The organism is Flavihumibacter sp. ZG627 (genome assembly GCF_000814325.1).
Taxonomy (GTDB): Bacteria; Bacteroidota; Bacteroidia; order Chitinophagales; family Chitinophagaceae; genus Flavihumibacter.
Genome location: NZ_JPHF01000002.1, coordinates 430,739 through 456,939 on the forward strand (window position 1 = coordinate 430,739; position 26,201 = coordinate 456,939).

The following is a 26,201-nucleotide window of genomic DNA, read 5'->3' on the forward strand; positions in this document are numbered from 1 at the left end:
ATTAGTTGGAGTTTATTTTACCTGTTTTGGTAGCAAGATAATCGAAATAGCCCCTAAATGCCATACGTAACACCTGCAATCGTTTATTATTATAGATCAGGTTATTCTTTAAACGGTTAATAAGAGACCTGGTTCTCTTCCTCTTATGTTCAGCGAATCCTGATCCATATTTTCTATTTACATAAAAAAAATTGCGTACCATATAATACATACGCAATGGACTGTGCAGGCTTCGACTGGTTTTGGCACCCGTTAGCGATCTATACATTCCACTACTACCCAGGCTATGCTCGAGTCGTATACCTGTATATAATAGTGATCTATATCCGCTATCCCTGATACGATAATTATATTCAAAATCAACTTCATCAATAAAAAGTGCTTCATCGAAACCGCCCAGCGTTTTAAAATGACTCAAACTTAAAATGCTGCCCGAGGTTATCAGATCTAGTGATTCCTTTGCTTCGCATCCTTTTGAAGATTCTACATATTCGTTAAAAGCAACCCCGTACATTGCAACTATTGAGGGGTCTTCACACTTTTGAAAACAGGTCAGGTATTTTTCAAGTTCACTTTGCTCAAAGTAAGAATCCTGATCCATAGTTAATAGAAAATGAAAACCCTCCTTAATGGCCATCTCCGCTGCTAAGTTCAATCTGACAGCTATTCCCTGGTTTCTGCCATCCCCGAAATAAATGGCATTTGGTATGGACAAAAATGATTGTTCATTATTATTGCCAATTGCATCAGTATTGTCTATGACATATACTTTTTCAACTGATTTACTATAGGAGAGGATGTTGTCCGCTACGGATTTACCTGGGTGATATAAAATGGTTACGGCTGCAATTCGAGCCATTTTTACTTTTGTTTGAATGCTATGCGTATTTTGCGAAAGTAAACAATTAATCGCTTCATGATAAATGGCCAACCTCTTATATCTATTTGTATTCCGGCCTATAAGCGTATAGATTATCTCCAACGTTTAATTTCCAGCATTGAAACACAAACCTTCCGTGATTTTGAGGTTGTGATCACCGATGATAGTCCCGATTCCTCCGTGGGGGATTTTTGCCGCAATATCAGTTCAGTATTGAATCTTCGCTATTTCAAAAATGAAAAAGCCCTCGGCACCCCGGAAAACTGGAATGAAGGTATCCGCCAGGCAAGGGGTAAGTGGATCAAAATTATGCATGATGATGATTGGTTCACGGATGAAAATTCTCTCGAAACCTTTTACCAGGCAACGCTGAATGATCCCGATTGCCCTTTTTTCTTTTCAGCTTTTCGAAATGTGGATGAGGAAAGCGGACGGAGGGAGGTGGTTCAATGTAATGCCCTTGACCTGGCCATGTTACGATTAAGCCCATTGCATCTTTTCAAAAAAGTTTATGTGGGTAATCCCAGTTGTACACTGATCAGGCGAGACATAGGCCTGTTGTATAATAGCAGATTTAAATATGTGGTGGACTTTGAATACTATATAAGATGCATTCAAAAAGAAGGAAAGTGGAAGTACATTGATAATGTTTTGTTGCAGATCGGATTCAATGCCGAGCAGGTAACCAAGTACACATTCCTGGTGAAAGAAGTTCAGATTCCGGAGAATCATTTGCTGCTGCAGACTATGGGTGCATCCATACTCCGCAACTACTTCGTTTTTGATTATTACTGGCGATTGTATCGCAACCTTGGAATTCGTAAACCAGCTGAGATCTCTGCACTTTATGAAGGGCCAGTTCATCATATAGTTAAAACAATGCTGGAGGTGCAGTCGTCTTTATCCACATCAGTTCTTAAAAAAGGATTAGTCTCTAAGCTGTTGATGACGGCCACCTATATCCGGAGCCTGCTTATCAAACTATGAGGCCTTAAATATTTTCCAGTTTAAGTTTTGTCTTAATATTATAGAGGAACTTTCCCGCCGGACTCTTAAGCAGGTAATACAGCATTTTCAAACGAAGCTGCCATATTTCGAGTAGCGTACTGTTACCGAAATATTTCTGATACACCTGTTTCATCTGGCGGAGTGCGTCAAGATAACTCGATTGGCTGACCCCATGCGGAGCAAAGATCACCAGTTCTTTTTCCAGGAAAAGAAATGGTTCCCTGGCAATCCTGCAGACAAAATCATAGTCCATGGCGATCCTGATTGAAGTGTCATAGAGTCCATACTTTTCATGCAATGATCTTTTCACGAACATGGTCTGGTGCCAGACAGATCGCATACCCCTGTAAAGCTTTTCTTTATCAAAAGGTTTGCCTAAAACAACCTGTTTTCCACCCCGCGTAGTAAGGCATTTGCCATGAAGCCAGGTAATGCCGTTATTGTCTGTAAAGGCTTTTGCCACTGTTTCCAAAACAGTAGCATCTCTTAAGCGGTCGCCAGAATTGAGCATGTTGACGATCGTTCCTGTTGCACGGATAATGCCCTTATTAAAAGCGTCAGAAATGCCCTTGTCTGGTTCGGATATCCATTTACGATAGAGTGGGTGTTGAGTGCCCACCAACCAATCCCTGATCTCTGAATTAGTTGAGCCATCAATGATCCAGTGTTCCCAGGGAGGGGACTGCTGTTCATCGATCGAAGAGCAGGTTTCCTTCAATTCGGTAAGATTGTTGAAGCAGATAGTTATGACGGAAATACTGAGTTCCATGTTTTAAAATTTCTGCGTCAATCCCTTCAGTGCGTCGATCCTGAACTTTATAACAGGCCAGGTTTTTTTAGGTTTCCCTTTTAAAGCATAACCTATTCCCAAGATAATTGCAGCACCCAGCTTGAAAATAAATTCAACTACTTTACTGTAATAGGCTGATGCCCCGATTTTCTTAACCCTTACTCTTTCACCGCGGCCTTGTCCTGAGGCAACCCTGTATAGGTATTCACTGGTCAATTTTTTCACTTCAACCACATGATGAACTTTCACTTCAGGATCATAAAATATCCTGAATCCAAGTGCCTTCAGTCGGAAGAAAAAATCCTTCCCTTCACCACCAATCCTGAGCTTACCTACCACGCCGGGAAGATTGGTGTCAAAACCGTTGATCGCAAAGAATGCTTCCCGCGTAACCGTCATATTTGGTTCAAAGGGGTAGCGATTTTTACTGAATTCTGTAACCTCATCGCTGTAGTCAAAATTAGCTACCAGTGAGGAAACATAGTAAGACATCCATTCGGGTTCAGCGGGAATATATTTAGGGATGATGGGGCCGCCTAATCCACTTGCTTCAGGATGTACAGTAAAAAAGCGGCGAATCTTTTCCAGGAAATCAGGGAAGGCAAGAGCATCGTCATCAATGAAGGTAAACAAATCACCTTTTGCAGCGTGGGCACCTGCATTCCGTGAATAGGAAGAACCCTGGCTGGTTTCCTTAAGGAAGATGATATTAGCATCTCCATGACTGGCAATATAATTCCGACATAGCTCTTCGGTATTATCAGTGCTGTTATTGTCAACCACAATGATCTCATAACCATTTTTATCAACGGTCTGGTTGTAGAGGCTGTCAATGGCATTGACAATATAATCGGCCCGGTTATAGGAACTGATGATAACTGAGATCATGGCAGCTGTTTGCGTTTCCATGCCAGGAAGGCCGTCAGTGCAAGTAAAAGATAGACGAGGCTGGCACTGATTGTTGAGATCGTTTTACTCGTCTGCACAGCTTTCGGTTCAAAACGGAATTCCAGTTCATGATTGCCCGCGGGAACTTTCATTCCGCGAAGCACATAATTTGCTTTAACGTGGGGAACCAACTTGCCATCGAGGTATGCATTCCATCCTTTATCATAAAATATTTCACTGAATACGGCAAACTGATCTGTAGCGGCAGATGTTTTGTAAATCACCTTATCATTGAGATTTTCCACCCATTGGATAGTTGATGCTGAATCATATTGAGGCTGTGCGCCAACTGACTGCTGGTATTTTTCCTGAACGATGGCCACTTCACGAAGCATTGCACTATCAAGGGCTTTCATCTCGGCGTTGCCATCCTTCACAAAACGAACTTCCCTTACAAACCAGGCAGGGCCAAAAGCTTCGGGATTTGATTGTGCAACCGCCTTTCCATCGGCGGGATTCTGCATGATGAAATATCTCGTATTCAACATATTGAACACCTGCATATTCCCCTTGCTGAGCTGTTGCTGGATGAGGTCATTATAGAGACCCAGTTTAGCCGGACTGTATCCTCCAACTGAATTATGAAAATAGGAAGCCCTCGAACTTTCGAAAGGATTTGCATTGGTCGATTGGTCGAACACCCTGAAGGGGAGGCGGGTATCAGCTTTTATGGCCAGATCGGCTGCATTTGGTTGAAGCGTTGCCTCAAATTCTTCCGGCTCCACAAAATTCCGGTGGCTAAGGTAACGGGTACCCACACCGATAAGGTCAAATGTACTTGCGGCCAGTAATCCCAACAATAAAACAACCTGGTTTACTTGTGATTTGCGGTAAAAATAAAGTAAGCCTCCTGCCAGTAAGATTAAAATAGTAGAACGTAACAGGTCGCCACCAAATAGGGATTTTCGATCATCGCGGAGGGCTGAAACAACAGACTGCCCAAAGTCTGCGGCCTGTTGTTGTATTTCTGGAGTTTGCTGGCCCTGCATCATCATGCTCGATAATTGTTGTTTGAGGGCGGCATCACCTGCACCACTATAATCAGCCATGAAATAGAAGGCAGTCAAGAGAAGTATAACCGCGCCGGTAATCATGGCCGTTAGTCTGAATTTTTTTTCGTCTTCTGCTGATTTATGATCACTGTTCATGAACTGCTCCAATCCCAATGCGGCCAGTAATGGAAAGGTGAGTTGCGGTATGATCATGGCCATGGAAGGGGCCCTGAATTTATTGTAGAAAGGCAGGTAATCAAAAAGGAAATAATTGATGGAGGAAAAATTCTTACCCCAGGCAAGTATGATCCCAACAATTGTAGCGGCGAGGATCCACCATTTATGCCATGATCTTACATAAACCATTCCCAGGATAAAGAGGAAGCAGATAATGGCGCCTAAATATACCGGACCCGATGTTCCGGGCTGTGCACCCCAATAGGCTGGAAGCTGCTTTACAAAAGAATCAGCCTGTTCGCCCTGCATGCCTGTTTTTTCAGCAAGCACTTCTGCTGTTCTTGTATTTTCTCCAAATTCAGATACGGCTTCACCATTTACTACATTTCCTGAACTACCACCATATATAGAAGGTACTATGAATGTGAGGGTTTCGCTGATACCGTAGCTCCATCCAAATGCATAGTCTTTGTTCAATCCACCAGCAGTCTTATTTTTTTCATCAACACCTTCGGTTATTTCAGATCGTCCACCCCGCATAGTTTCTTTTGAGTACTCCTGCAGCGGATACCAGCTGATAGCATAAGTTGCCAATCCAACCACCGCCGCGAGGAGCGCTACTCCGAATGCAGGAAGTACAGTGGTGATTTCTTTATTGCGAAAGCTGTTAACCAGGTATGCGATACTGATAAAGGCAATAACAATTGCAGTATAATATAGAACCTGGATATGTTGTGTACTTGTTAGAAGTCCAAAGAAAAGTGCCAGCAATACACCTCCTGTCAGGTATTTTTTCTCATATATAAGGAGCAGAGATGCCACCACAGCGGGAGCATACCCAATGGCCCACATCTTGGTATTATGACCTACGGCAATGATCACAGGGTCATAGGTTGCCCATGCATATGCGATTGCTGCGAGCGCTGCCACGAGGGGCCTTATACGCATTACCATGCAAAGAAAATAAAAGCTTATGCAGGCAAGGAAGAAAAAACTTACGGGAACGGGCATCCCAAGGGTTAATAGCGTTTGCAGGTAGATGGTTTCAACCGGCGCACCGTTAGAGGTAAAGGTATATGCCGGCATACCGCCAAACATGGAGTTGGACCATAGAGGGAAATGGCCATATTTCTCTTTGAACTCAAAAGATTGCTGTGCCATTCCTTTCCAGCCGATAATATCGTGCTGCTCAACTACCTTGCCCATCAGGGCCGGTTGACAATAGATAATTGATACCACCAGGAAGAAAAGGATGGCATAAATATGAGGCGATGCCTGTTTGAACCAGTTGGATTTCATGTGCCAGCTTCAGTTTAGCTGGCAAAATAACACATATTTGACCTTAAACAGGGGCAATTTTATACATTGCCGGCGAATTTGTATAGCCATGTCAATTTCTCAATTCAATAAACTTGCCTTTATTACCAACATCACTTTCCTGCTGGCCATGGTTATGCGGTACTATCCTTTGCTGCCGGGCACTGCTTTTCAATCAGCATTACTGATCTGCGGACTGGTATTATCACCCCTGTTTAATGTTTTTGTGCTGCTGGCTAATTTTTACTGGCAGCGTAAAGGCGTGAAGCAGTTCCATAAAACCATTCCATTGTTGAACGCTGGTTTCTTATCGCTGCAGGTTTTTCTTTTACTAACGGGTATCCTATCTTTAGCCAATACCAACTCATGATACATAATATCATCCGCGACAAACCCAGCCGGCTTTTTATCATACTCGGAGGCTTCTTTATCGCAAATGCCATTATTGCAGAGGTTATAGGGGTGAAGATTTTTTCGCTTGAACCTACAATAGGCATCGAGAAAGCGAGCTTTACATTATTGGGTGAATCAGGTCTGTCTTATGACTTGTCGGTAGGTGTATTACCCTGGCCAATTGTTTTCATCATGACCGATATCATAAATGAATATTATGGTATCCGTGGGGTGCGCTTTCTTTCATTTCTTACTGCCGGTCTAATTGCATTTGCTTTTTTCCTGTTTTATTTTGCGATCCATACAGTCCCCGCTGGTTGGTGGCAGTTGTCACAACAACAGAATGGTGTTCCCGATATGCAGGCAGCATATAGCCAGATATTGGGACAGGGCATGAGCATTATCCTGGCATCCCTCACAGCGTTTATGGTAGGTCAGTTAACAGATGCTACTGTATTCAGGAAAATCAAAAAGCTCACAGGGGAGAAAAGGATCTGGATGAGAGCTACTGTTTCGACCTTGTTCAGCCAGATGGTTGATACCATTGTTGTGTCCTATATCTACCTCTATTTCGCATTGGGATTTTCTTTTCCAAGGGTTACTGCAATCGCCATGGTTGGCTATACCTATAAGTTTACCATCGCCATATTATGTACGCCACTTATTTACCTGATCCATGGTTTGATAGAGCGGTATCTGGGTAAAAAACAGGCGGCCGAAATGAAGGTAGCTGCACTTGAACTGCAAAAACAAAGTTAAACCATGGGTTCTCATTAAACCTGGAAGCCTTTGCAGGCTCCTAAGTGTAAAACCTTAACATTTATAAGGGTCTTAATTATCAGAAGCTAGCCTAATTTAACGATGAAATCAAACAATATAAATCCTACAGCTATGTCAAAGAGCTTTACACGCGTTGGTTTATTACTTGTTGCCAGCCTGCTCTCCCTGGTGGGGTTCGCACAATCATGGCCTGTCCAGCTTACCCTGCGCAATGGTGACATGGTAAAGTTATATGAGCCCCAACCCGAATCTTACGAGCAATCACGCCTTGTATTCAGGTCGGCCATCTCCCTTATAAAAAAAGGTGAGAGCGAACCTGTTTTTGGTACACTCTGGGCAAATTCACAAACAAGGTCAGAGCAGTCCAGCGGAAATATTTCACTTGAGTCATTATCAATAACCGACATAAGGTTTCCTGCTTCAATTACCGAGGAAACAACCAGGGAAATAGAGGTGGAACTGGAATCTGGTGTTCCTGCAAGGAAGGCGATCATTTCAAGCACATACCTCGAAAATGCACTTTCAAGAAATAAAGAAAAGCAACAACTTGATGCTTCCTTTTCTAATAAAGCCCCGAAAGTTCTTTATACAACCACACCATCTTTATTAGTGGTCATGGATGGAGAACCTGTTTTGCAAAAAAACCAGGAGTGGGGGATGGAAGTCGTTGTGAATTCACCCAATACAATCGTTAAGAACAATGACGGCAATTTCTATTTATACGGGGGCAATCGTTGGTATAAGAGCCAGTCTGCAAAAGGGCCATTTAAGTATACCGGATATCCACCCGCCAATCTGGCTGCAGTTGAAAAAGCAGTAAAGAAAGGTGAGAATTCTGAAAAGGCATTTGAATCAGATTTCGATAATGCTAATATAAACAGGGCAGTTATTGTAAGTACCGAACCGGCAGAGCTTATCCAATCAGAAGGTGAAGCAGATTTTACACCTATCAGCAATACTGGTTTGTTATATGTGAGCAATTCTCCGAATGATATCTTCATGGACATTGCTTCCCAACAGTATTATGTTTTACTATCTGGCCGTTGGTATCGTTCCCCGTCCCTGAAAAACGAGTGGTCTTTTATTAATGCTGATCAACTTCCGGAAGATTTTTCAAGGATACCGGCTGGTACTGAAAAGGATAATGTTCTTGCGAGTGTAGCAGGCACACCTGCAGCGAAGAATGCACTTATGGATGCACAGCTACCATTAACGGCAAGGGTTGACCGAAACAAAGCAACAGCGTCGGTAAGCTATGATGGCGACCCTGAGTTTGAGCGTATCAATGGTACAAAAATGTCTTATGCCATTAATAGTTCAGCCACAGTTATCAAATACAGGAATGATTATTACCTGGTTGAGAACGGTGTGTGGTTCCGTTCAAATTATCCATCAGGTCCTTGGGCTGTAAGTAATACCAGGCCTGATGAAGTGGATCTGATTCCACCATCATATCCGGTATATAATGTGAAGTATGTTTATATCTATGAAACAACTCCCGATTATGTATATATGGGATATACACCAGGCTACCTGAACAATTATGTTTATGGACCTACTGTTGTATATGGAACAGGATATTATTACCGTCCATGGCATCGCCGCAGGTATTTTGCAAGGCCATACACATGGGGATTCAATATGCATTACACTCCGTGGATGGGCTGGACTATCGGACTTGGTTATCATCCTGGTTGGTTCAATGTGGGATATGATTATAATCCATGGGGATATTGGGGTGGCGGATGGTGGGGGCCATCAATGTACCGCCCATCGTACTGCAGTCCTTTTTACCGCAACAACGGCTATTACGGATATAGTGGAAATCATTTTTATGTAAATAATTACAACTATTATGATTATTATGGTGGCCGACGCAGCAATAACTATTATCACAACAATATTTATCACCAGCGGAGGGATGTGGTAACGGTTGACAACAGACGTCCGGCCAATATCTCAAGGCCTGTTCAAAATCCTGACAGGAGACAGTATACAGGCAATTATGATGGTCGCTACAATAACAGCAATGGATATAATAATCGGAATGAAGGATTGGGTGTTGATAACAGGAATAATAATTCTATTTACAGGAACAGAAATACTAATCCGGGTGATCGTCAGTCTGATGTTAGTCGCAGGGTTAGAGAAAGCATCCCCGATGTAAGCAACCAGCGAGATGTAAGGGTGGAAAATAATAGTCGTGAAATCAGGCCCGATAGACAATATCGTCCAGGATCACAGCCACAGCAGGAAAATCGACGTCCGGATTATAACCAGCGCAACCAGGAAATGGAACGCAGGGTAATAACCAGGCAACCAACTCCTTCAGGAGCACCATCAAGGCCTGCTGGTGTTGAGAACCGGGCTAGGAATGAAAGGAGGGAATCACCGAGAATTGAACGTTCCCAGATCACAAGGCCTGCGGCTCCTCCACCATCAAGGAGGGAGTCGGCCAACAGTAATCAGGGTGGTTCAACGAGACGTCCGGAAAGGAACAAAAATTAAACATCCTTTCCCATAACGTAATCATCCATTACATAGCCAAAGCCGATATCGTTGACCTCTTCTTTTTCTATCCGGAAGCCCATGGCTTCGTAGAAGAACCGGGCTTTATTATACTTATTGACATTTAAAATAAGGTGCGCGCCATTATGGGTGCGCACTTCTTCTTCTACCATATCAAGTAATGCGCGGCCTACTCCTTTTCCATGAACATGGGGGAGCACATATAGTTTGTGTAACTTCCAGATTGAATCGGTGATTGGTCCAAAGGAGGCGAAGCCCACTTCCTCCAATTCTATCTCAGCGATAATAAACCTATGCTTTTTATTGATGATCTGGTCCTCCAATGCATCAGGGCTATAATTAAGGCCGAGCATATAATCCATCTGGTCATTGGAAAGGATGTCTTTATACGCTTCTGGCCATATCTGATGGGCCAGGAATCCGATCGTCGGAATATCATCCTGATCGGCGCTTCTTATTACTAATGCTTCACTCATTTTATCTAACGGATTTATCAGGGTTATGGAAAGTGTTTTTTGAAAGGGACTGGTGCATCTGGATGGCCTGCCAACTCAACCGGGCAGCAACAAGGAAGGAGAGTACTGCGCTGCTAAAAAGAAAACCCGAAGAAACTCTTTGCGTAATAAACTCATCTACCTGCACAAACAAAAACAGATCATATAGACCATGAAAGAATATGGCAAGCAATAGTCCCCTTACAATTAATTGTTTAGATTGACGGTTATGGGTAAATTTGGCAAGTCCCACATAATAACCCATCAATACCCCAAAAGTGGCATGAGCCGGAACTGATAGGAACATCCTCAGGATACCTGTTTCAAATCCATGCTCCATTATATATCCGATATTTTCAAGTGTTGCGAAACCCATTGCAACCATCACGCCGTATATGATTCCATCGAACGGTTCATTAAAGAATTGACGGGGGAAAGCATAGGAGCGGAGCATTATGAATTTGGTAAGTTCTTCCGTTAGCGCAACCACGATAAAAGCCATGAGAATATAGTAGGTCCAACCATTTGCCGGCATCATTAGATTTAAAAGTTTAATGCCTCCAAGTTGCAGCAGGATTGCGGGTAGTATTCCCAGCATACCTAGGAAAAAAGAATTAACCAGTGCCTTCAGCGGTTCGCGTTCATACCTGTCTTTTGAATAAATGAACCACATGATTGCGATCCCGGGTGCCAGGGCCAAAGCCAGCAATTCCATATATCAGGTTTGTTGTGCTGAAATTAGTGAATTAATATTGAGTCAGAATTAGCCTCCATGAGAAAAGCTCAGATTTTTTTTTGTTGCCTATTATTGGCTATAACTGTCAGATCACAGGAATTTGGAGGCATACCTTCAAGCCAGGAATGGAAACAGATCCGTGCCCCCAGGGTTAGGGTTATTTTTCCGAAAGGCCTTGATAGCAGTGCATCAAGGGTGGCAAACATCATTTCTAATATAATATCATTTCCTGACAGCAGTATTGGCAGGAAATTTAAACCATTATCCATAATTCTGCAGCAGCATTCAACCATCTCTAATGGCTATGTTGCCCTGGCACCCTATCGTAGCGAACTCCTGCTTACACCGCCCCTGAATGGCTTTGACCTGGGGAATGGTGATTGGTTAACCACGCTAACCCTTCATGAATTGAGGCATATCCAGCAATACAGCAATTTTAACCGTGGACTGGCAAAGGCTTTTCGTTTTGTGCTTGGAGAACAGGGGCAGGCATTGGCCAATGCACTAACTGTACCTGACTGGTTCTTTGAAGGTGATGCTGTTTACCAGGAAACGATACTGAGTAAACAGGGAAGAGGCAGACTTCCAACTTTCTTCAATGGATACCGATCCATATGGGAGGCTGGGCTCGATTATTCTTATATGAAGTTGCGAAACGGATCATACAGGCAGTATATACCTGACCACTATCAATTAGGGTATTTACTTATAGCACATGGCCATAACCGTTACGGAACAAGTTTCTGGAAAAATATTTCAGAGGATGCTGCGGCTATGAAAGGATTGTTTTATCCTTTTCAACGAAGTATAAAAAAGCATACCTCACTAAAATACAGGCAGTTTCTTCAGCAAGCCTTTTCAGAGAGGCGAAATGCTCTAACGTCGCCAACCACTAAAGTTGCTACAGATCGGGATCCTGTAAGAAATGAAGAGAATCCCGTTTTTATGGAGAACGGAGGGTTGCTATTTATTCGTTCAACTTATAAGGAGTTGCCGGTTTTTGTTCATCGCACAAAGAAGGGTGATCGCGTTATACGTCAGCGTGATCGCTCGCTCGATAATTATTTCAGCTATACCAATGGAAAGATAATATATGCTGCTTATCGCCCTAATATCCGATGGGGTTGGCAGGACTATGGTGACCTGCAGCTATTGGATATTGAAACCGGTCAACAGGAAAGCATTACAAGGGGAAGCAAATATTTTATGCCTTCTCTTTCAGTAAGGGGTGATAGTATTGCAGCGGTGCATTTGGGTGCGGATGGAGAACATGCAATCCATCTGCTTGATCTTGGGGGTACTATCCTGAAAGAAATTAAGTCGCCCCCTGGTATCCTGCTGGCTTTTCCCCAGTTTTATAATGGAAAGATCCTTGCGGTGGCAAAGAAAACAAACGGGGATATGGCACTTGTCTTCATGATGCAGAATGGTGAGATGGAAACGCTGACAAACTGGACAAATACAATAATCGCATACCCCCGGTTAAAGGGTGATACAATATTCTTTTCCACAAGTGGGATAGAACGTGACGAGCTGATGTTGCTTAACCGGCAAACCAAAAGCCTGGAGAAACTTGTGATTCCGGATGCCTTAGGCAAAACCGGAATTTACCAGCCATTTGGAATGGGAGACAGCGTTGTTTTCAGCAGGTTTACCGCAGGGGGATTTAAACTTCAGTTTGAAACGATCAGTGAGAAAACCTTTATTAATACCCGGCTCGAGGTGCCTGGCAATTTCGGATTAGGTGCACTTCAGGCATCTGATTCTTCCATGACAGTAATACCTGCAGGTAAAAAAGAACAATCAGGCAGCTACAGAAAATCAAGCGGATTTTTCAATTTTCATAGCTGGCAACCATTTTTCGCAGATCCTGAATTCAGTTTTTCATTGCTGGGGCAGAACCTGCTGAATACCATGCAAAGCCAGCTAACTTTTATGTATAACCGCAATGAAAGGTCAAAGCAGATTAGCTTTTCCGGTATATATGGGGGATGGTTTCCAATGATAGGAGGCGGGGTAGATTTTACCTTTGACCGTAAGGCAAGATTTGAAGAAAGAACAATAAACTGGCATGAACTGGAAGCTAATATCAGTGCCAGTATTCCTTTAAATTTGAGCGAAGGAAGGCAGCTCAGTTTTTTCACTGCGCAATCTGCTTTTGTATACAATAAACCATTTTTCACAGAGCCGGAAAAAAGTCGAGTGGGAGATCTTTCCTATCTATATTTAAATCACCAGGTTCGTTATACAATTCAGAGTCGCCAGGCTGTTCAACAATTTAATCCGCGGTTAGCATTGTCTTTACGTGGTCAATTCAGACATACCGTTACGCAATATGATTCATGGCAGGCATTGGCAGCTGCTAGTGTTTACCTGCCGGGGTTGTCGACCAACCACAGTCTGGTCCTGAATCTGGCAGCACAGCAGCGAGACAGTGCGAGAGGGATCCGTTTTAGTGATAACTTCCCTTTCGCAAGGGGATATGAAACTGAGAATCTTTATCGCGCAGTTAAATGGGGCATCAACTATCAGTTGCCATTGTTATATCCCGATAAGGGTATTGGACAAATCCTTTATCTCCTAAGGATAAGAAATAATTTCTTTTACGATCATGCCTATGGCACTGATCAGGCCATCCTGCAAACAAGGAGATCAGTTCAATTTCGATCTGTTGGAAGTGAATTGTTTTTTGATACAAAATGGTGGAACCAGCTACCGGTAAGTTTAGGAATCCGCTATTCAAGATTACTGGATCCTGACTTGTTGAATGGAACTGGAAGGAACAGCTGGCAATTTATATTACCAGTGGATCTGATTCCCCAAACGGTTAACAGAAAAAAAGAGCTTACCTTTTAGTATATCTAAATAGGAGCTATGAACAGAATTTTACCCGTAATGGTATTCATTTCTTGCGCTGTTCTTGTAGCCTTCACAGGAATAGAAAAAGAGCCAGGAAGCTGGATAAGGATAAACCAACTCGGTTACAGGAATGAAGGAATAAAAGTGGCTGTGTGGTGTGCTCTCGATAATAAAAAGATCAAAAAATTTGACCTGGTAGAAGTGTCTAGCGGCAAAGTGGTGTATAGTTCCGCAGTAGGAAATAATTTTGGTAAATATGGCCCTTTTGAATCAACATACAGACTTGATTTTACAGCTTTTAACAAGTCGGGCGACTATTATCTCCGTTCCGGGAAAACTGTATCCCCACATTTCAGGATCGGTAAGAATGTATATAGTGGTAGTGCAGACTTCTGCCTCCAATACATGCGCCAGCAACGGACTGGGTTCAATCCCTTCCTGAAAGATAGTTGCCATACCAGGGATGGGTATACGCTATATGGACCGATGCCAGATAGCACATATCTGGATGTGGTAGGTGGATGGCATGATGCGAGTGATTATCTGCAGTATTCAACAACATCGGCTAATGCCATATATCATTTGCTAATGGCCTACCGCGATTTCCCTGCTGCGTTCAAAGACGAAAAACTGTCTAATGGAACAGATGGTCAGAATGGTATTAAAGATGTTTTGGATGAAGCAAAATGGGGACTCGACTGGCTACTAAAAATGCATCCGCAGAAAAACTGGATGTTCAACCAGATCGCAGATGACCGTGATCATATTTCAATGCGCATTCCAAAGTTAGACAGTATGTATGGAAGGGGCCATGAAAGACCGGTATATTTTATTGATGGAAATCCACAGCAACGTGGGAAAGGAAAGAATAATACTACAGGTACATCATCAACAGCAGCAAAATTTTCAAGCGCCTTTGCGTTAGGGTCATCAATCTACTCATCTATAGATAATAGTTACAGTAAGTTGTTGAGTGAGAAATCTTTATCAGCCTATGACTATGCGAACATCAAACCTGGTGTTACTCAAACCGTTTCGGTAAGGGCACCTTATATATATGCAGAAGAAAATTGGGTGGATGATATGGAACTCGCATCAGCGGTTCTCAATAAACTTAATGAAGCATACAACTATGCAAGGCAGGAGCCTATGACACCTTGGTTGGGAACAGACACAGCCAAACATTACCAGTGGTATCCCTTTATTAATCTGGGCCATTATGAATTGGCAAAACTTCTGTCAGATTCGCGTCGCGATACCATTAAAGCATATTATCAGGAGGGGATCCGGAGGGTTCATGAGAAAGCGAAACAGAATGCGTTTAACAGAGGTGTTCCGTTTATATGGTGCAGTAATAACCTAACTACCTCCTTTGCCATTCAGTGTGGCTGGTACCGTAAGCTCACCCATGACAGGCAATTTGAAGCACTTGAGCAGGCGAATATCGACTGGCTCTTCGGCTGTAATCCCTGGGGCGCATCCATGGTGTATGGACTTCCCTCCTGGGGCGATACTCCCGTTGATCCCCATTCCGCATTCACCCACTTGAAGAATTATCCCATTAATGGAGGGCTGGTAGATGGACCTGTTTACGGAACAATATATAATAGCCTCATTGGTATAAAACTTAACGATCCGGATGAATATGCAGGATTTCAGAGTTCACTGGTAGTTTACCATGATGATTATGGTGACTATTCTACCAATGAACCCACGATGGATGGAACAGCTTCTCTTATTTACCTTTTAGCTTCAATGGAAGAGGATTGAGATAGTGAATCAGAAGTTGGAAAGACTTTCTTCTATAACCCTGATCTTATTGATGGCATCTTCTTTTTTTCTTTGCTCCATTTCCACAACTTCCGTTTTTGCATTCTGAACAAAACGTTCGTTACTCAATTTCTTTTCTACACTAACCAGAAATCCTTTCAGGTATTCCAGTTCTTTGAGAAGCTCTTCTTTCTGGCTTCCCGAATTAATAGGTTGTTCTGTTTCAATATAAAACTGGTCGTGTCCAATAACAGTGCAAATGGTGTTTGGAACAGCGGCCTGAACAAATGAAATATTACCAGCATTGATCTGTTTTGCAACCAATGTATTGATGGTTTTGTAAACTTCCTTGTTCTGGGTGATGATATGAACCTTAACCTGTTCTTTTGGTTTGATCTGGGCTTTATTTCGTGCATCACGGATACCAGTAATTACCTCCTTCAGTAACTTTCCTTCTGCAAGATATAATTCTTGAGAAGGGGTGTGTTCGCTGAACTGGCGGATACAGAGTTTATCTTCATCTGCACGGCTTTTAAGCAATGAATATATCTCTTCCGTAATAAATGGCATAAAGGGATGCAGCATCTGGAGCAAATGCTCGTAGAAGCCAATAGCGGCTTTCAGGTGTACTGCATTTACCGGTTCATCAAAACCCGGCTTGACCAATTCAAGATACCAACTACAGAAATCATCCCATATAAGTGAATAAATGGTTTTTAATGCTTCGCTCAGGCGGAACTGCTTCATCAGTTTATCAACTTCTGCGCGTGCTTCGCTGATCCTGTTTTGCATCCACTCATTTGGCCAGTTCATTGCCTTCAGCTCGGCTGTGTAAATTTCAGGATTAAACGATGTTTTCTCTTTCCACATGCTTATCAGCTTCAATGCATTCCACATTTTATTATTGAAGCTACGGCCCTGGTCAAGAGCAGATTCATCAAAGAGGAGGTCGTTACCGGCAGGAGAGGAGATCATGATACCGAATCTTACTGCATCAGCACCATATTTATCTATGAGATCTAGCAGGTCAGGTGAATTGCCAAGGCTCTTGCTCATTTTCCTTCCCTGTTTATCACGAACCATACCTGTGAAATACACATCGTGAAAAGGAATATTCTTCTCATATTCCATTCCAGCCATTACCATCCTTGCTACCCAGAAAAAGATAATATCCTGACCGGTAACAAGTACTGAGGTTGGATAATAATATTTTGCTTCAGGATTACCCGGGTTTGTGATTCCTTTGAATACTTCCATAGGCCATAGCCAGGAAGAAAACCAGGTATCCAGAACATCTTCATCCTGGCGGAGTTCATCAAGATTTACTTCACCCAGGCCCATTTGCTGTAATTGCGTGTATGCATCACCGCGTGTAGCAGCAACAACGCAAGTACCATCAGGGGTATACCATGCAGGAATTTGTTGTCCCCACCATAACTGCCTGCTGATACACCAGTCTTTTACATTCTCCAGCCAATAGCGATAGGTTGCCAGGAACTTGTCTCCCGGGTGAATCCTGATATCGCCGTTTACCACTGCATTAAGCGCCGGACCAGCCATCTCTTTCATCTTGAGAAACCACTGGGTTGAGATCCGCGGCTCTACAACCACTCCTGTACGCTGGCTATAACCCAAACGGGATGAATAATCCTCTTCTTTTACCAAAAAGCCTTTTTCCTTAAGTTCTGTAATGATTTGTTTGCGGGCCTTAAACCTGTCCACGCCAATATAAATCTGGGCTGCCTCACTAAGTGTACCATCAGCATTGAGAGTATCAACAACCTCAAGCTGGTGTTTCAATCCGAGGTTATAGTCATTGATATCGTGAGCAGGGGTAACTTTTAGAGCGCCGGTTCCAAATGCCGGATCAACATAATCATCAAAAATGATTGGTATTTTCCGATTGATAAGGGGAACATAGGCGAAAGCATCTTTAAGGTGCGCATAGCGCTCATCGTTAGGGTTTACACAAATGGCGGTATCCCCCATAATCGTTTCCGGTCTTTGGGTGGCAATAACAATTCCATCACCCGAATTTGTAGTCAATGGATTACCGGTTGCATCTTCCAGGCGGTAGCGCAAATGATATAATTTGCCCTGTATATCCTTATACTCAACCTCTTCATCGCTTAGGGCCGTTCCGGCGGCCGGGTCCCAATTGATCATCCTCGCCCCGCGATAGATCATGCCTTTCTGGTAGAGGTCAATAAAAACTTTTATTACAGCTCTGTAGTAGTGATCATCCATTGTGAAGGTGACCCTTTTCCAGTCTACACTGCATCCCAGTCTTTCGATCTGGTTATAGATTATGCCACCATATTTATCCTTCCATTCAAATGCGTATCGTAGGAATTCTTCTCTGCTGATATCCGATTTTTTGATGCCTTTTTCTTTCTCCAGCATCTGCACAACTTTTGCTTCTGTTGCGATGGAGGCATGATCACTTCCTGGCACCCAGCAAGCATTAAAACCACTCATTCGGGCCTTACGTACTAAAATATCCTGCACGGTTTCATTCAGGGTATGTCCCATATGTAACACGCCCGTAACATTGGGGGGAGGAATCACCACGGTAAATGCTGGTCGATCATCAGGAACGCTATTGAAATAACCTTTCTCTTTCCAAATGCTGGTCCACTTAATTTCGATTTCTGCCGGTATAAAATTCTTGCTCAGTTCCATACTTTGTGATGATACTTATTACTTAGGGCTGCAAAAATAAGAAAACGAAGCGGCATCAATGAAGGATTAAGCCGTACTAATAATTTTAGTATTTGAGGGGCTTTAGTTATATTCGCATTGTGTATGCAATTGTAGATATTGAAACAACAGGTGGCTTTGCCACCGGAAATGGCATTACTGAAATAGCCATCGTTTTACACGATGGAAAAGAGATTGAAGGTTGTTACCATACATTGGTTAATCCTTTTATGGTAATACCCAGATATATTGTTGCCTTAACCGGTATTACAAATGAAATGGTGGCAGAAGCTCCATCATTTACAGAAATTGGTGAAACTATCCATGAGCTGCTGAAAGATCGTGTATTTGTTGCGCATAATGTAAATTTCGATTACTCCTTTTTGAAACATCATCTCAACAATTGCGGGTTTATTCTTAATACAAGAAAACTTTGTACAGTAAGGCTGGCAAGAAAGGTATTTCCCGGATTAGCCAGTTATAGTCTTGGCAATCTTTGCAGGTCACTGGTGGTTCCTATTACAGACAGGCATCGTGCAAAGGGAGATGCATTGGCCACTGCAGAAGTTTTCAACAGAATTATCAGGGGGGATAACAATTCAGTGGTAGCTGCAATGTTAAAAGGAAGGAACGCAGAGCAATTTTTACCACCCCATATGCCTGGTGAGGAAATTGATAAATTACCGGAAAAACCAGGTGTTTATTATTTCGAGAATCAACAGAAAGAGATCATATATATAGGTAAGGCGATAAACCTTCGGAAAAGGGTTCGGAGCCATTTTTCTAATAATGATGGGAGCAAACGTAAACAGGAGTTGTTGCGAAATGTTTACCATATCAGCTATAAGGAATGTAGCTCAGAACTGATGGCACTCATTCTGGAAAGCCAGGAAATAAGGCAGCGATGGCCACTTTACAATAGGAGTCAGAAAAAATATCATCATAAATACGGTCTATATAGTTATGAAGACAGCAGGGGGGTGCTTCAATTGGTAATTGAGCAAAAAAAATCTAACCTTCCGGCCATATATACCTTCAATGCCATTATTGAGGGACAGGCATTTATACGAAAAATCAAGGCTGGGGAAATTGAAATCCGCAAGCCGCCGAGTGAAATGCAAATGGTGATGGATAAGCCAGGTTTGACCAGCACAATTTCAGAGTCTACCGAATCTTACAATAAAAGAATCCTTGATTCCATTGAACAGATCAGGTTAAGTCTGCCAAGTTTTGTTTTGATAGAAAACAAGCCATCGGAGAAGAAAGGGCATGCAGTTTACCTGATGGAAAAAGGTTGTTTTTACGGGATGACAATCCTGCCGGATCCTTTTGCGATGCCATTAACTTTAGATTACTGGAAACAAAATATCCCTGTATCCGCTGATAATGATTACATCAGGGGCCTACTATTCCAGCATGCAGAGAAAAATTTCTACACCCGGTTAAACCTGCATGAATAATGCTTAACCAGGAGTTTAAACAAGTGACGGGTTGGCTATAGCCTTATTGCCAAACGTACCAGGTTATTGCAGCGATAATGCTGTATAACACGACAACGATCAGGAATAATTTACCAGTACTTGCTTGTGATAAGTCGAAAATACGTCTCATAGAAAACCATTTTATGTTAGAAAAATGATTACACGGTAACGATGTTCTTCAGCGGTATTGTGGAACGGAGGTGTTTTGTTAAATTCCTGACTAAATTTACACAATTTTCGTTGTATTTTGGGTCAAAGACAGCCTAATTATGCACAGAGAATTAAGATCCTGGTATAGCCCATCCCTGCAAAAGGAGATGCCGGTTGCGGTTTATGGACACTATGGATTTGCGCTTCTGCTTATTCCTACCGCCGCGGCAGATTACCTCGAGTATGAGCGTTTCCAGTTAATTGACAGCATCAGGCCTCATATAGAATCAGGAAAGGTAAAAGTGTTTTCAGTTGACAGCATAAATAATGAAAGCTGGATGAATAAGAGTATGGACCCCCGTCATAAAGCCATCCGTCACCAGCAATGGAATGACTATATCTATAATGAGGTGGTTCCTTTTATCCGTACCATGACAAGCCATGAAACTCCGATAATTGTTTCAGGCGCCTCCTTTGGGGCCCTTCATTCGGCCAATTTATTCTTCAAACGGCCCGACCTTATTCATGGGTTTATTGCAATGAGTGGTGTGTATCATCTCACCGAATACACCGATGGATATTTTGATGAGGATGTTTATTTCAATAGCCCCGGTCATTATCTGCCGAACCTCCACGATCATCATGTTCTCGAACAGATGAGAAGTAACCGTCCAATTCATATTCTTAGCGGAAGCGGGGCTTATGAAGATCCACATGCTGCCCGTGGACTTGCCGGGGTATTGTATAATAAAGGAATCTGGTATGAACTGGATATCTGGGGATCAGATAAAACGCATGACTGGCCTACCTGGAGAGATATGTTGCCACATTACCTGGAGACCCGGTTTTAGTTATCTGAAAATGTTTTAATAACTAATATTTGCATCCAGAATTTCCAGGAATTCACTTCTGGATATCATACGTGCGCCCAGGCTTTCAAGGTGGCCAGTATATACCTGGCAATCGATCAATTGCACGCCATCGGATTTCAATTGCTGCACCATTTTTATAAAAGCAAATTTGCTGGCATTGCTGACTTCGCAGAACATACTCTCTCCAAAAAATATATTGCCAAGTCGAATTCCATAAAGGCCTCCAACAAGCTGATCGCCCATCCGGCATTCTGCACTATGCGCATATCCCAGACGGTGTAAATCTGTATATGACTTTACAATTTCTTCATTAATCCAGGTACCGTTTTGACCGGGTCTGCCAGCCTGCTTACAACAAATCATCACTTCCCGGAATGCGCTGTTGATGGAGAAACTCATAAGTTGGCCATTAAGTAAAGGGCGCATACTTTTTGAGATCTTCAACTCATCGGGAAACAAAACAAAACGTGGGTCGGGGCACCACCAGAGAATCGGATCTTCATCATACCAGGGAAAGATGCCTTTCCTGTATGCTTCTAACAAGCGACTGATTGAAAGATCACCACCGAATGCAAGAAGACCATCCGGCCCTGCTTCTGATACAGGAGGGAAGGGATCTGCTGGACCAAGGTAATTAAGCATCAAAATGCTGTAATTTCGATGGTTGCGCCGATACCTCTTTCCGTTATGGCATCGCACATGGGTTTCAGATCGTCATAGTCGCCGTTCTTGACAGCATATTTTCCCTGGGTATGTATTAGCATCGCACATTGTTCAGCCTGCTCGGAACTGTGACCGCATACTTCTATCAGGGTCTCAATAACCCATTCGAAGGTATTCACTTCATCATTCCATACGATCAGCTGGTATGGATTTGCTGTTTCAGTGAGAACGTCAATATCCTCATTCAGTTCATGATCAAACTCCTCTTTGTAATTCAGCATGTAGAAAGCACTTTGATACAAAAATAAAAAATCCTTTCAAAGTGCCTATTCCCGATATAAAACCTCCCAAAACAATGGTGCCTAAAATGTATTTTTACAGGGGAGATCTAATGGTGACTATGTTCAGTAAAAGAGTGCTAAATAATAAGGATTCTGTGGATTCGGAGAAGGGGCCAGGCATTGTACTGCCAATATTACTGGCAGATAAGGGGCTGGAATATCTTATTGAACTGGTCAAACAGATCAGGCCCTCGTCGCCACGAAAGACAGAAGAGGCGGAAATCAAATTCAAAGCCCTTCTTTACCAATTACAGCAGGACATCAGTAGTCTGGTCTCATTACGTTCAGCACTTCGATCGCAGTTTCAAAACAGTGAGGTTTTGCCAGCACTACTCGAAAGCGGCCTTATAAGCTCAAGGGGTTTTGTTCAGGAATTAACGGGAAAGATCAAGCACAAAATACTTCCTGAACTACAGGAACCCACCAATTTCCTCTATGTTATCAGCAGGGTTTTTTTCAAACACACTGATCATATCTGGATAAAATCAATTGACCGCGAACTCTGGAAAAAATTGTTCCGCCTATTAAGGGTTCATATCAATATGAATAACCTCCAATTGATTGGACAATTGAAAGAAGCACTGCGTATTTTATCATTCAGGATTGCAACCTTAAGCCTCGAAAAGGAGGTGGTTCAGAGGTTTGGTCAACATCAGGATACGCTGGCCCCTTTTCTTGACCAGAATAAACTGGTAACAGTTTTACTGGAAAATGAGCATGACCCAAGAAATGCGCAACTCATCCTTTACAATATTCAGGAACATCTTTATAACTGCCGGCAAAGTATTGTTTGGCTCCGCGACCAGGGTATGTATTATGGAACCAGTCTTTCCCAAACTTTTCTGACAACCCGCATCATACAGATGATTGACCGGATGTTGCTGATTTCGGATGTGCTTGATCGTGATAACAAACTGGATGAAGACCGTTTTATAAATTATTTTATTACAGTTATCACTAATGAGAATAAGAAAAGTAGCCTCCGTGAATTTCTTTCCGATAACCTGGGATTGCTGGCTTACCAGATCGCAGAGCATAAGGGAAAAAAAGGAGAGAAGTATATTAGCACCAATTCAGCAGAATTTAAACAATTGTTCTGGAGTGCGGTAGGCGGAGGATTTATAGTAAGCCTGGTGGCGGTAGTTAAAAATCTGCTGACAAAAATACCCATGGCGCCATTCTGGGCGGGAGTCGCCTACAGCACCAATTACGCTGCAGGCTTTGTATTAATGGATAGAACCAATAGCACATTGGCTACCAAACAACCAGCATATACTGCATCGGCGGTAGCTAACTCACTTGATAGTAAAAAGCAAAAGGGGAAACCCGATCTTAAAAATCTGGCCATCACAATCGGTAATATTTCGAGAAGTCAGATTGCATCTTTTGCAGGAAATCTTGTTATTGTTTTCCCGCTCACATATGGCATTGTTTGGGCTATGGATCGCTTTCTTAACTATCGGATCGTTGATGGAAACCAGGCTATGCAACTGTTAAAGGATCAGCATCCTTACCAGAGTTTTGCATTACTGTATGCCTGCTTTACTGGAGTCTTTCTTTTCGCCAGTGGTATCATTTCAGGCTATGTTGAGAATCATATAGTATATGGCAAATTACCGGAAAGGCTCCGCCAACATCCTGTTCTAAGCCATACAATGTCGGAAAAAAAATTAAACCGGCTGGTGGATCTGATGACCCGTTATTCAGGGGCGCTTACAGGTAGTATCGCCCTTGGTTTTTTTCTTGGCATGTCATCAGCCGTAGGAAAAATTTTTGCGATTCCTTTTGATATACGTCATATTACGATATCAGCGGGAAATGCTGCAATAGGCTATTTTGGCCTTGAGCAAAAAGTTGAATGGACATACCTATTAATTGTGCTGGCTGGTGTGTTAGGAATAGGCTTTTTGAATTTTTTCGTCAGTTTCTCACTTGCTTTTTTTGTTGCTCTTAAATCGAGGGGATTGCTTATGCGTGACTATCCTGAGCTTTTCCGTTTTGTATGGCGATATTTTAAAAAGTATCCCAAGGATTTTCTATTACCAGCAAAGGGGGGCAGGAGGGCTGAGGAGATATAAATAAAAAACCCCGCAATATGCAGGGTTTTTCTGTGGGAGCACACGGATTCGAACCGCGGACCCGCTGCTTGTAAGGCAGCTGCTCTGAACCAACTGAGCTATGCTCCCGGTAAAGCAGGTAAATTTTTATACATTTCTGTGGGAGCACACGGATTCGAACCGCGGACCCGCTGCTTGTAAGGCAGCTGCTCTGAACCAACTGAGCTATGCTCCCGGTAAAGCAGGTAAATTTTTATACATTTCTGTGGGAGCACACGGATTCGAACCGCGGACCCGCTGCTTGTAAGGCAGCTGCTCTGAACCAACTGAGCTATGCTCCCGGTAAAGCAGGTAAATTTTTATACATTTCTGTGGGAGCACACGGATTCGAACCGCGGACCCGCTGCTTGTAAGGCAGCTGCTCTGAACCAACTGAGCTATGCTCCCAGAATTTATCGATGATTTACCTCAATACCTCACAAAGAACTTACCATTTTCTGTAACGGGATTGCAAAGATAAGGGCTATAATTTCACGACAAAATATTTTCGTAAAAAGTTCCTGCCACTCAAAGCTCCCACTCGATGATTTCATTTACCCATTCCTTTCGATATGGAGTTGCTACCCTTATATAATTATCAGTATAACCCTCCATAATGCCATTTTTTGAATGTCCTTCAAATAATACCTTCCTGTTTTGTCCCAGGAACTGCTGCTGGAAATACTGCTGTTTCATATAACCAAGGTTGCGGAGGCTTTTATTTCGATCATTGCGGATATTCATCGGAACGATAGGTTTGATATCCAGCGCAACAGTATTGGCCCGTTCTGAATAGGTGAACACATGCAGGTAGCTTACATCCAGTGCATGGAGGAAATCAAATGTTTCTTTAAAAAGATCTTCAGTTTCACCGGGGAAACCCACAATTACATCCACTCCAATGGCTGCATGTGGCATAAGGGTCTTTATCAGCTTAACACGGTCTGCATACAATTCTTTTTTATATCTCCTGCGCATCAATGAAAGTATCTCGTTACTTCCACTTTGCAACGGAATATGGAAATGTGGCATGAACTTATTGCTGTTAGCTACAAATGCAATGATATCATTGGTCAGCAAATTGGGTTCAATGCTGGAGATGCGATACCGTTCAACACCCTCTATTTCATCAAGTGCTTTAACAAGATCAAAAAAACTTTCTTCGTTTCTTTTATTACCATCAGCACCTTTACCAAAATCACCAAGATTTACTCCTGTAAGTACTATTTCCTTTACGCCATTACGGGCGAGATCTCTTGCATTGTTTAAAACATTCCGGATGCTATCGCTTCTGCTTTTTCCTCTTGCCATAGGAATGGTGCAGAATGAACAACTGTAATCACAACCATCCTGTACTTTTAGAAAGGTGCGGGTGCGGTCATTTACTGACCATGATGCATTGAATCCACTAACTTCTTCAATATCACAACTGCAGATCTTCGTACTGTCTCCTTTGGTAAGTGTAGCCAGGTGTGTAGCAATGTTGAATTTCTCAGCTGCCCCTAAAACCAGGTCCACTCCAGGAATTGCAGCTATTTCCCCGGGTTTTAATTGGGCATAACACCCCGTTATAACAACCATGCTTTGTGGTGATCGTCGCTGAATTCTACGAACTATCTGGCGGCATTCCTTATCTGCATTATCAGTAACTGAACAGGTATTGATTACATAAACATCCGCAAGGTCATCAAACTCTTTTTTTTCAAATCCTTCCTGCTCCATCATCCTGCCAATTGCAGAGGTTTCTGAAAAATTGAGTTTACAACCCAGGGTATGAAATGCTACTGTTCTTTTTTCGGCCATAGGGCGGCAAAGATACGTAGATTTGAGTCTATGCGAATGAATAAGGTACTGCCCATCCTCGCCATCATTATCATTGGCATCAGCCTGCTTATATATAATATTTATGATCCGCTAATTATTGACAGCGAGTCATTTAGGCGAAATGAATCAACTATTCAGTATACACGTCACGCACGCTGCCGGATGAACTGCCGGCAAATTACTGAAGCAGAAGTAAGAGATATATTAGCGAATGGAAAGATCAATAAAGTTAAATCTGACCCGCATGATAAACCATGCCCAACCTTTGCTTTGGAAGGATATACTAAACAGGACGGACAACATGTGCGAATTGTATTTGCGCAATGTGAATCAATTTTACGCGTAGTGACCTGTATAGATCTTGATCGTGAATTTACCTGCAATTGTAAATAAAACTCTTC

General features: G+C 42.6%; 20 protein-coding genes and 4 tRNA genes. 10 read left to right on the forward strand and 14 right to left on the reverse strand.

The features are described from left to right. Position 1: 1 nt before the first annotated feature. Positions 2–859 carry a hypothetical protein gene (locus HY58_RS05425; protein ID WP_039129004.1) on the reverse strand — a complete coding sequence of 286 codons (858 nt, stop codon included), beginning with the start codon at positions 857–859 and terminating at the stop codon, positions 2–4. 57 nt (positions 860–916) lie between these two features. Between HY58_RS05425 and HY58_RS18730 the strand changes: the two genes are divergently transcribed. Continuing rightward, positions 917–1,867: a glycosyltransferase family 2 protein gene (locus HY58_RS18730; protein ID WP_052323864.1), complete on the forward strand. Its 951-nt coding sequence runs from the start codon at positions 917–919 to the stop codon at positions 1,865–1,867. A gap of 4 nt (positions 1,868–1,871) precedes the next feature. On the opposite strand, the gene HY58_RS18735 is transcribed toward HY58_RS18730, so the two are convergent. The 3 genes from HY58_RS18735 to HY58_RS05445 are packed head-to-tail and all read right to left on the reverse strand — an operon-like array spanning position 1,872 to position 6,094. After that, positions 1,872–2,657 carry a glycosyltransferase family 2 protein gene (locus HY58_RS18735; RefSeq protein WP_052323865.1) on the reverse strand — a complete coding sequence of 262 codons (786 nt, stop codon included), beginning with the start codon at positions 2,655–2,657 and terminating at the stop codon, positions 1,872–1,874. 3 nt (positions 2,658–2,660) lie between these two features. Further along, positions 2,661–3,566: a glycosyltransferase family 2 protein gene (locus tag HY58_RS05440; RefSeq protein WP_172644604.1), complete on the reverse strand. Its 906-nt coding sequence runs from the start codon at positions 3,564–3,566 to the stop codon at positions 2,661–2,663. Then, complete coding sequence (locus tag HY58_RS05445) at positions 3,563–6,094, reverse strand: YfhO family protein (RefSeq protein ID WP_052323866.1); 2,532 nt, start codon at positions 6,092–6,094, stop codon at positions 3,563–3,565. Before HY58_RS05445 ends, HY58_RS05440 begins: the two co-directional genes overlap by 4 nt. Before the next feature lie 88 nt (positions 6,095–6,182). Here HY58_RS05445 and HY58_RS05450 point away from each other — a divergent pair, with 88 nt between their 5' ends. The 3 genes from HY58_RS05450 to HY58_RS05460 all read left to right on the forward strand — a co-directional run bounded on the left by HY58_RS05450 (position 6,183) and on the right by HY58_RS05460 (position 9,793). Further along, positions 6,183–6,482: a hypothetical protein gene (locus tag HY58_RS05450; protein ID WP_039129010.1), complete on the forward strand. Its 300-nt coding sequence runs from the start codon at positions 6,183–6,185 to the stop codon at positions 6,480–6,482. Then, positions 6,479–7,264, forward strand: coding sequence for a queuosine precursor transporter (locus HY58_RS05455; protein ID WP_039129013.1), 786 nt, complete (start codon positions 6,479–6,481; stop codon positions 7,262–7,264). The genes HY58_RS05450 and HY58_RS05455 overlap by 4 nt, the downstream gene beginning before the upstream one ends. Before the next feature lie 132 nt (positions 7,265–7,396). Then, positions 7,397–9,793 (forward strand): hypothetical protein, encoded by a 2,397-nt coding sequence (locus tag HY58_RS05460; protein ID WP_156123582.1) that lies wholly within the window; start codon positions 7,397–7,399, stop codon positions 9,791–9,793. On the opposite strand, the gene HY58_RS05465 is transcribed toward HY58_RS05460, so the two are convergent. Beyond that, on the reverse strand, positions 9,790–10,290 hold the full coding sequence (locus HY58_RS05465) for a GNAT family N-acetyltransferase (protein WP_039129018.1): 501 nt from the start codon (positions 10,288–10,290) through the stop codon (positions 9,790–9,792). The genes HY58_RS05460 and HY58_RS05465 overlap by 4 nt on opposite strands. A gap of 1 nt (position 10,291) precedes the next feature. Then, complete coding sequence (locus HY58_RS05470; protein ID WP_039129021.1) at positions 10,292–11,023, reverse strand: PrsW family intramembrane metalloprotease; 732 nt, start codon at positions 11,021–11,023, stop codon at positions 10,292–10,294. A 57-nt stretch (positions 11,024–11,080) separates the two neighbouring features. Here HY58_RS05470 and HY58_RS05475 point away from each other — a divergent pair, with 57 nt between their 5' ends. Both HY58_RS05475 and HY58_RS05480 read left to right on the forward strand, forming a co-directional pair. After that, positions 11,081–13,900 (forward strand): hypothetical protein, encoded by a 2,820-nt coding sequence (locus HY58_RS05475; RefSeq protein WP_156123583.1) that lies wholly within the window; start codon positions 11,081–11,083, stop codon positions 13,898–13,900. Between the two features lie 18 nt (positions 13,901–13,918). Then, positions 13,919–15,673, forward strand: a complete 1,755-nt coding sequence (locus HY58_RS05480; protein WP_082022052.1) for a glycoside hydrolase family 9 protein — start codon at positions 13,919–13,921, stop codon at positions 15,671–15,673. Between the two features lie 9 nt (positions 15,674–15,682). On the opposite strand, the gene HY58_RS05485 is transcribed toward HY58_RS05480, so the two are convergent. Beyond that, a complete protein-coding gene (locus HY58_RS05485) occupies positions 15,683–18,355 on the reverse strand; it encodes a valine--tRNA ligase (protein WP_039129027.1) in 2,673 nt (890 codons plus the stop codon). Between the two features lie 119 nt (positions 18,356–18,474). Between HY58_RS05485 and HY58_RS05490 the strand changes: the two genes are divergently transcribed. Both HY58_RS05490 and HY58_RS05495 read left to right on the forward strand, forming a co-directional pair. Next, positions 18,475–19,833: an exonuclease domain-containing protein gene (locus tag HY58_RS05490; protein ID WP_039129030.1), complete on the forward strand. Its 1,359-nt coding sequence runs from the start codon at positions 18,475–18,477 to the stop codon at positions 19,831–19,833. Positions 19,834–20,123: 290 nt separating this feature from the next. Next, complete coding sequence (locus tag HY58_RS05495; protein WP_039129032.1) at positions 20,124–20,855, forward strand: esterase family protein; 732 nt, start codon at positions 20,124–20,126, stop codon at positions 20,853–20,855. Positions 20,856–20,870: 15 nt separating this feature from the next. Here the strand turns inward: HY58_RS05495 and aat are convergent, their stop codons facing one another. Together aat and HY58_RS05505 are read right to left on the reverse strand one after the other, a co-directional pair. Beyond that, positions 20,871–21,518 (reverse strand): leucyl/phenylalanyl-tRNA--protein transferase, encoded by a 648-nt coding sequence (aat, locus tag HY58_RS05500; RefSeq protein WP_039129034.1) that lies wholly within the window; start codon positions 21,516–21,518, stop codon positions 20,871–20,873. Beyond that, the gene (locus HY58_RS05505; protein WP_039129037.1) at positions 21,518–21,820 is read right to left on the reverse strand and encodes an ATP-dependent Clp protease adaptor ClpS; all 303 of its coding nucleotides are present in this window, start codon (positions 21,818–21,820) and stop codon (positions 21,518–21,520) included. Before HY58_RS05505 ends, aat begins: the two co-directional genes overlap by 1 nt. A 119-nt stretch (positions 21,821–21,939) precedes the next feature. Between HY58_RS05505 and HY58_RS05510 the strand changes: the two genes are divergently transcribed. After that, positions 21,940–23,958 (forward strand): hypothetical protein, encoded by a 2,019-nt coding sequence (locus HY58_RS05510; protein WP_039129040.1) that lies wholly within the window; start codon positions 21,940–21,942, stop codon positions 23,956–23,958. 33 nt (positions 23,959–23,991) lie between these two features. Here HY58_RS05510 and HY58_RS05515 read toward each other — a convergent pair. From HY58_RS05515 to mtaB, 5 genes are all read right to left on the reverse strand, one after another. Next, a tRNA-Val gene (locus HY58_RS05515) sits at positions 23,992–24,066 on the reverse strand. Between the two features lie 31 nt (positions 24,067–24,097). Continuing rightward, positions 24,098–24,172, reverse strand: a tRNA-Val gene (locus tag HY58_RS05520). A gap of 31 nt (positions 24,173–24,203) precedes the next feature. Further along, a tRNA-Val gene (locus tag HY58_RS05525) sits at positions 24,204–24,278 on the reverse strand. 31 nt (positions 24,279–24,309) lie between these two features. After that, positions 24,310–24,384, reverse strand: a tRNA-Val gene (locus HY58_RS05530). 120 nt (positions 24,385–24,504) lie between these two features. Next, positions 24,505–25,779 (reverse strand): tRNA (N(6)-L-threonylcarbamoyladenosine(37)-C(2))-methylthiotransferase MtaB, encoded by a 1,275-nt coding sequence (gene mtaB / locus HY58_RS05535; RefSeq protein ID WP_039129044.1) that lies wholly within the window; start codon positions 25,777–25,779, stop codon positions 24,505–24,507. Positions 25,780–25,815: 36 nt separating this feature from the next. Between mtaB and HY58_RS05540 the strand changes: the two genes are divergently transcribed. Next, complete coding sequence (locus HY58_RS05540) at positions 25,816–26,193, forward strand: DUF4258 domain-containing protein (RefSeq protein WP_172644605.1); 378 nt, start codon at positions 25,816–25,818, stop codon at positions 26,191–26,193. The last annotated feature ends 8 nt before the right edge of the window (positions 26,194–26,201 follow it).

What these genes read in the sequence shown, in the direction of transcription:
- HY58_RS05425 (WP_039129004.1), bottom strand. Translation starts at nt 859, where the DNA reads ATGGCTCGAATTGCAGCCGTAACCATTTTATATCACCCAGGTAAATCC.
- HY58_RS18730 (WP_052323864.1), top strand. Translation starts at nt 917, where the DNA reads ATGATAAATGGCCAACCTCTTATATCTATTTGTATTCCGGCCTATAAG.
- HY58_RS18735 (WP_052323865.1), bottom strand. Translation starts at nt 2,657, where the DNA reads ATGGAACTCAGTATTTCCGTCATAACTATCTGCTTCAACAATCTTACC.
- HY58_RS05440 (WP_172644604.1), bottom strand. Translation starts at nt 3,566, where the DNA reads ATGATCTCAGTTATCATCAGTTCCTATAACCGGGCCGATTATATTGTC.
- HY58_RS05445 (WP_052323866.1), bottom strand. Translation starts at nt 6,094, where the DNA reads ATGAAATCCAACTGGTTCAAACAGGCATCGCCTCATATTTATGCCATC.
- HY58_RS05450 (WP_039129010.1), top strand. Translation starts at nt 6,183, where the DNA reads ATGTCAATTTCTCAATTCAATAAACTTGCCTTTATTACCAACATCACT.
- HY58_RS05455 (WP_039129013.1), top strand. Translation starts at nt 6,479, where the DNA reads ATGATACATAATATCATCCGCGACAAACCCAGCCGGCTTTTTATCATA.
- HY58_RS05460 (WP_156123582.1), top strand. Translation starts at nt 7,397, where the DNA reads ATGTCAAAGAGCTTTACACGCGTTGGTTTATTACTTGTTGCCAGCCTG.
- HY58_RS05465 (WP_039129018.1), bottom strand. Translation starts at nt 10,290, where the DNA reads ATGAGTGAAGCATTAGTAATAAGAAGCGCCGATCAGGATGATATTCCG.
- HY58_RS05470 (WP_039129021.1), bottom strand. Translation starts at nt 11,023, where the DNA reads ATGGAATTGCTGGCTTTGGCCCTGGCACCCGGGATCGCAATCATGTGG.
- HY58_RS05475 (WP_156123583.1), top strand. Translation starts at nt 11,081, where the DNA reads ATGAGAAAAGCTCAGATTTTTTTTTGTTGCCTATTATTGGCTATAACT.
- HY58_RS05480 (WP_082022052.1), top strand. Translation starts at nt 13,919, where the DNA reads ATGAACAGAATTTTACCCGTAATGGTATTCATTTCTTGCGCTGTTCTT.
- HY58_RS05485 (WP_039129027.1), bottom strand. Translation starts at nt 18,355, where the DNA reads ATGGAACTGAGCAAGAATTTTATACCGGCAGAAATCGAAATTAAGTGG.
- HY58_RS05495 (WP_039129032.1), top strand. Translation starts at nt 20,124, where the DNA reads ATGCACAGAGAATTAAGATCCTGGTATAGCCCATCCCTGCAAAAGGAG.
- aat (WP_039129034.1), bottom strand. Translation starts at nt 21,518, where the DNA reads ATGCTTAATTACCTTGGTCCAGCAGATCCCTTCCCTCCTGTATCAGAA.
- HY58_RS05505 (WP_039129037.1), bottom strand. Translation starts at nt 21,820, where the DNA reads ATGCTGAATTACAAAGAGGAGTTTGATCATGAACTGAATGAGGATATT.
- HY58_RS05510 (WP_039129040.1), top strand. Translation starts at nt 21,940, where the DNA reads ATGTTCAGTAAAAGAGTGCTAAATAATAAGGATTCTGTGGATTCGGAG.
- mtaB (WP_039129044.1), bottom strand. Translation starts at nt 25,779, where the DNA reads ATGGCCGAAAAAAGAACAGTAGCATTTCATACCCTGGGTTGTAAACTC.
- HY58_RS05540 (WP_172644605.1), top strand. Translation starts at nt 25,816, where the DNA reads ATGAATAAGGTACTGCCCATCCTCGCCATCATTATCATTGGCATCAGC.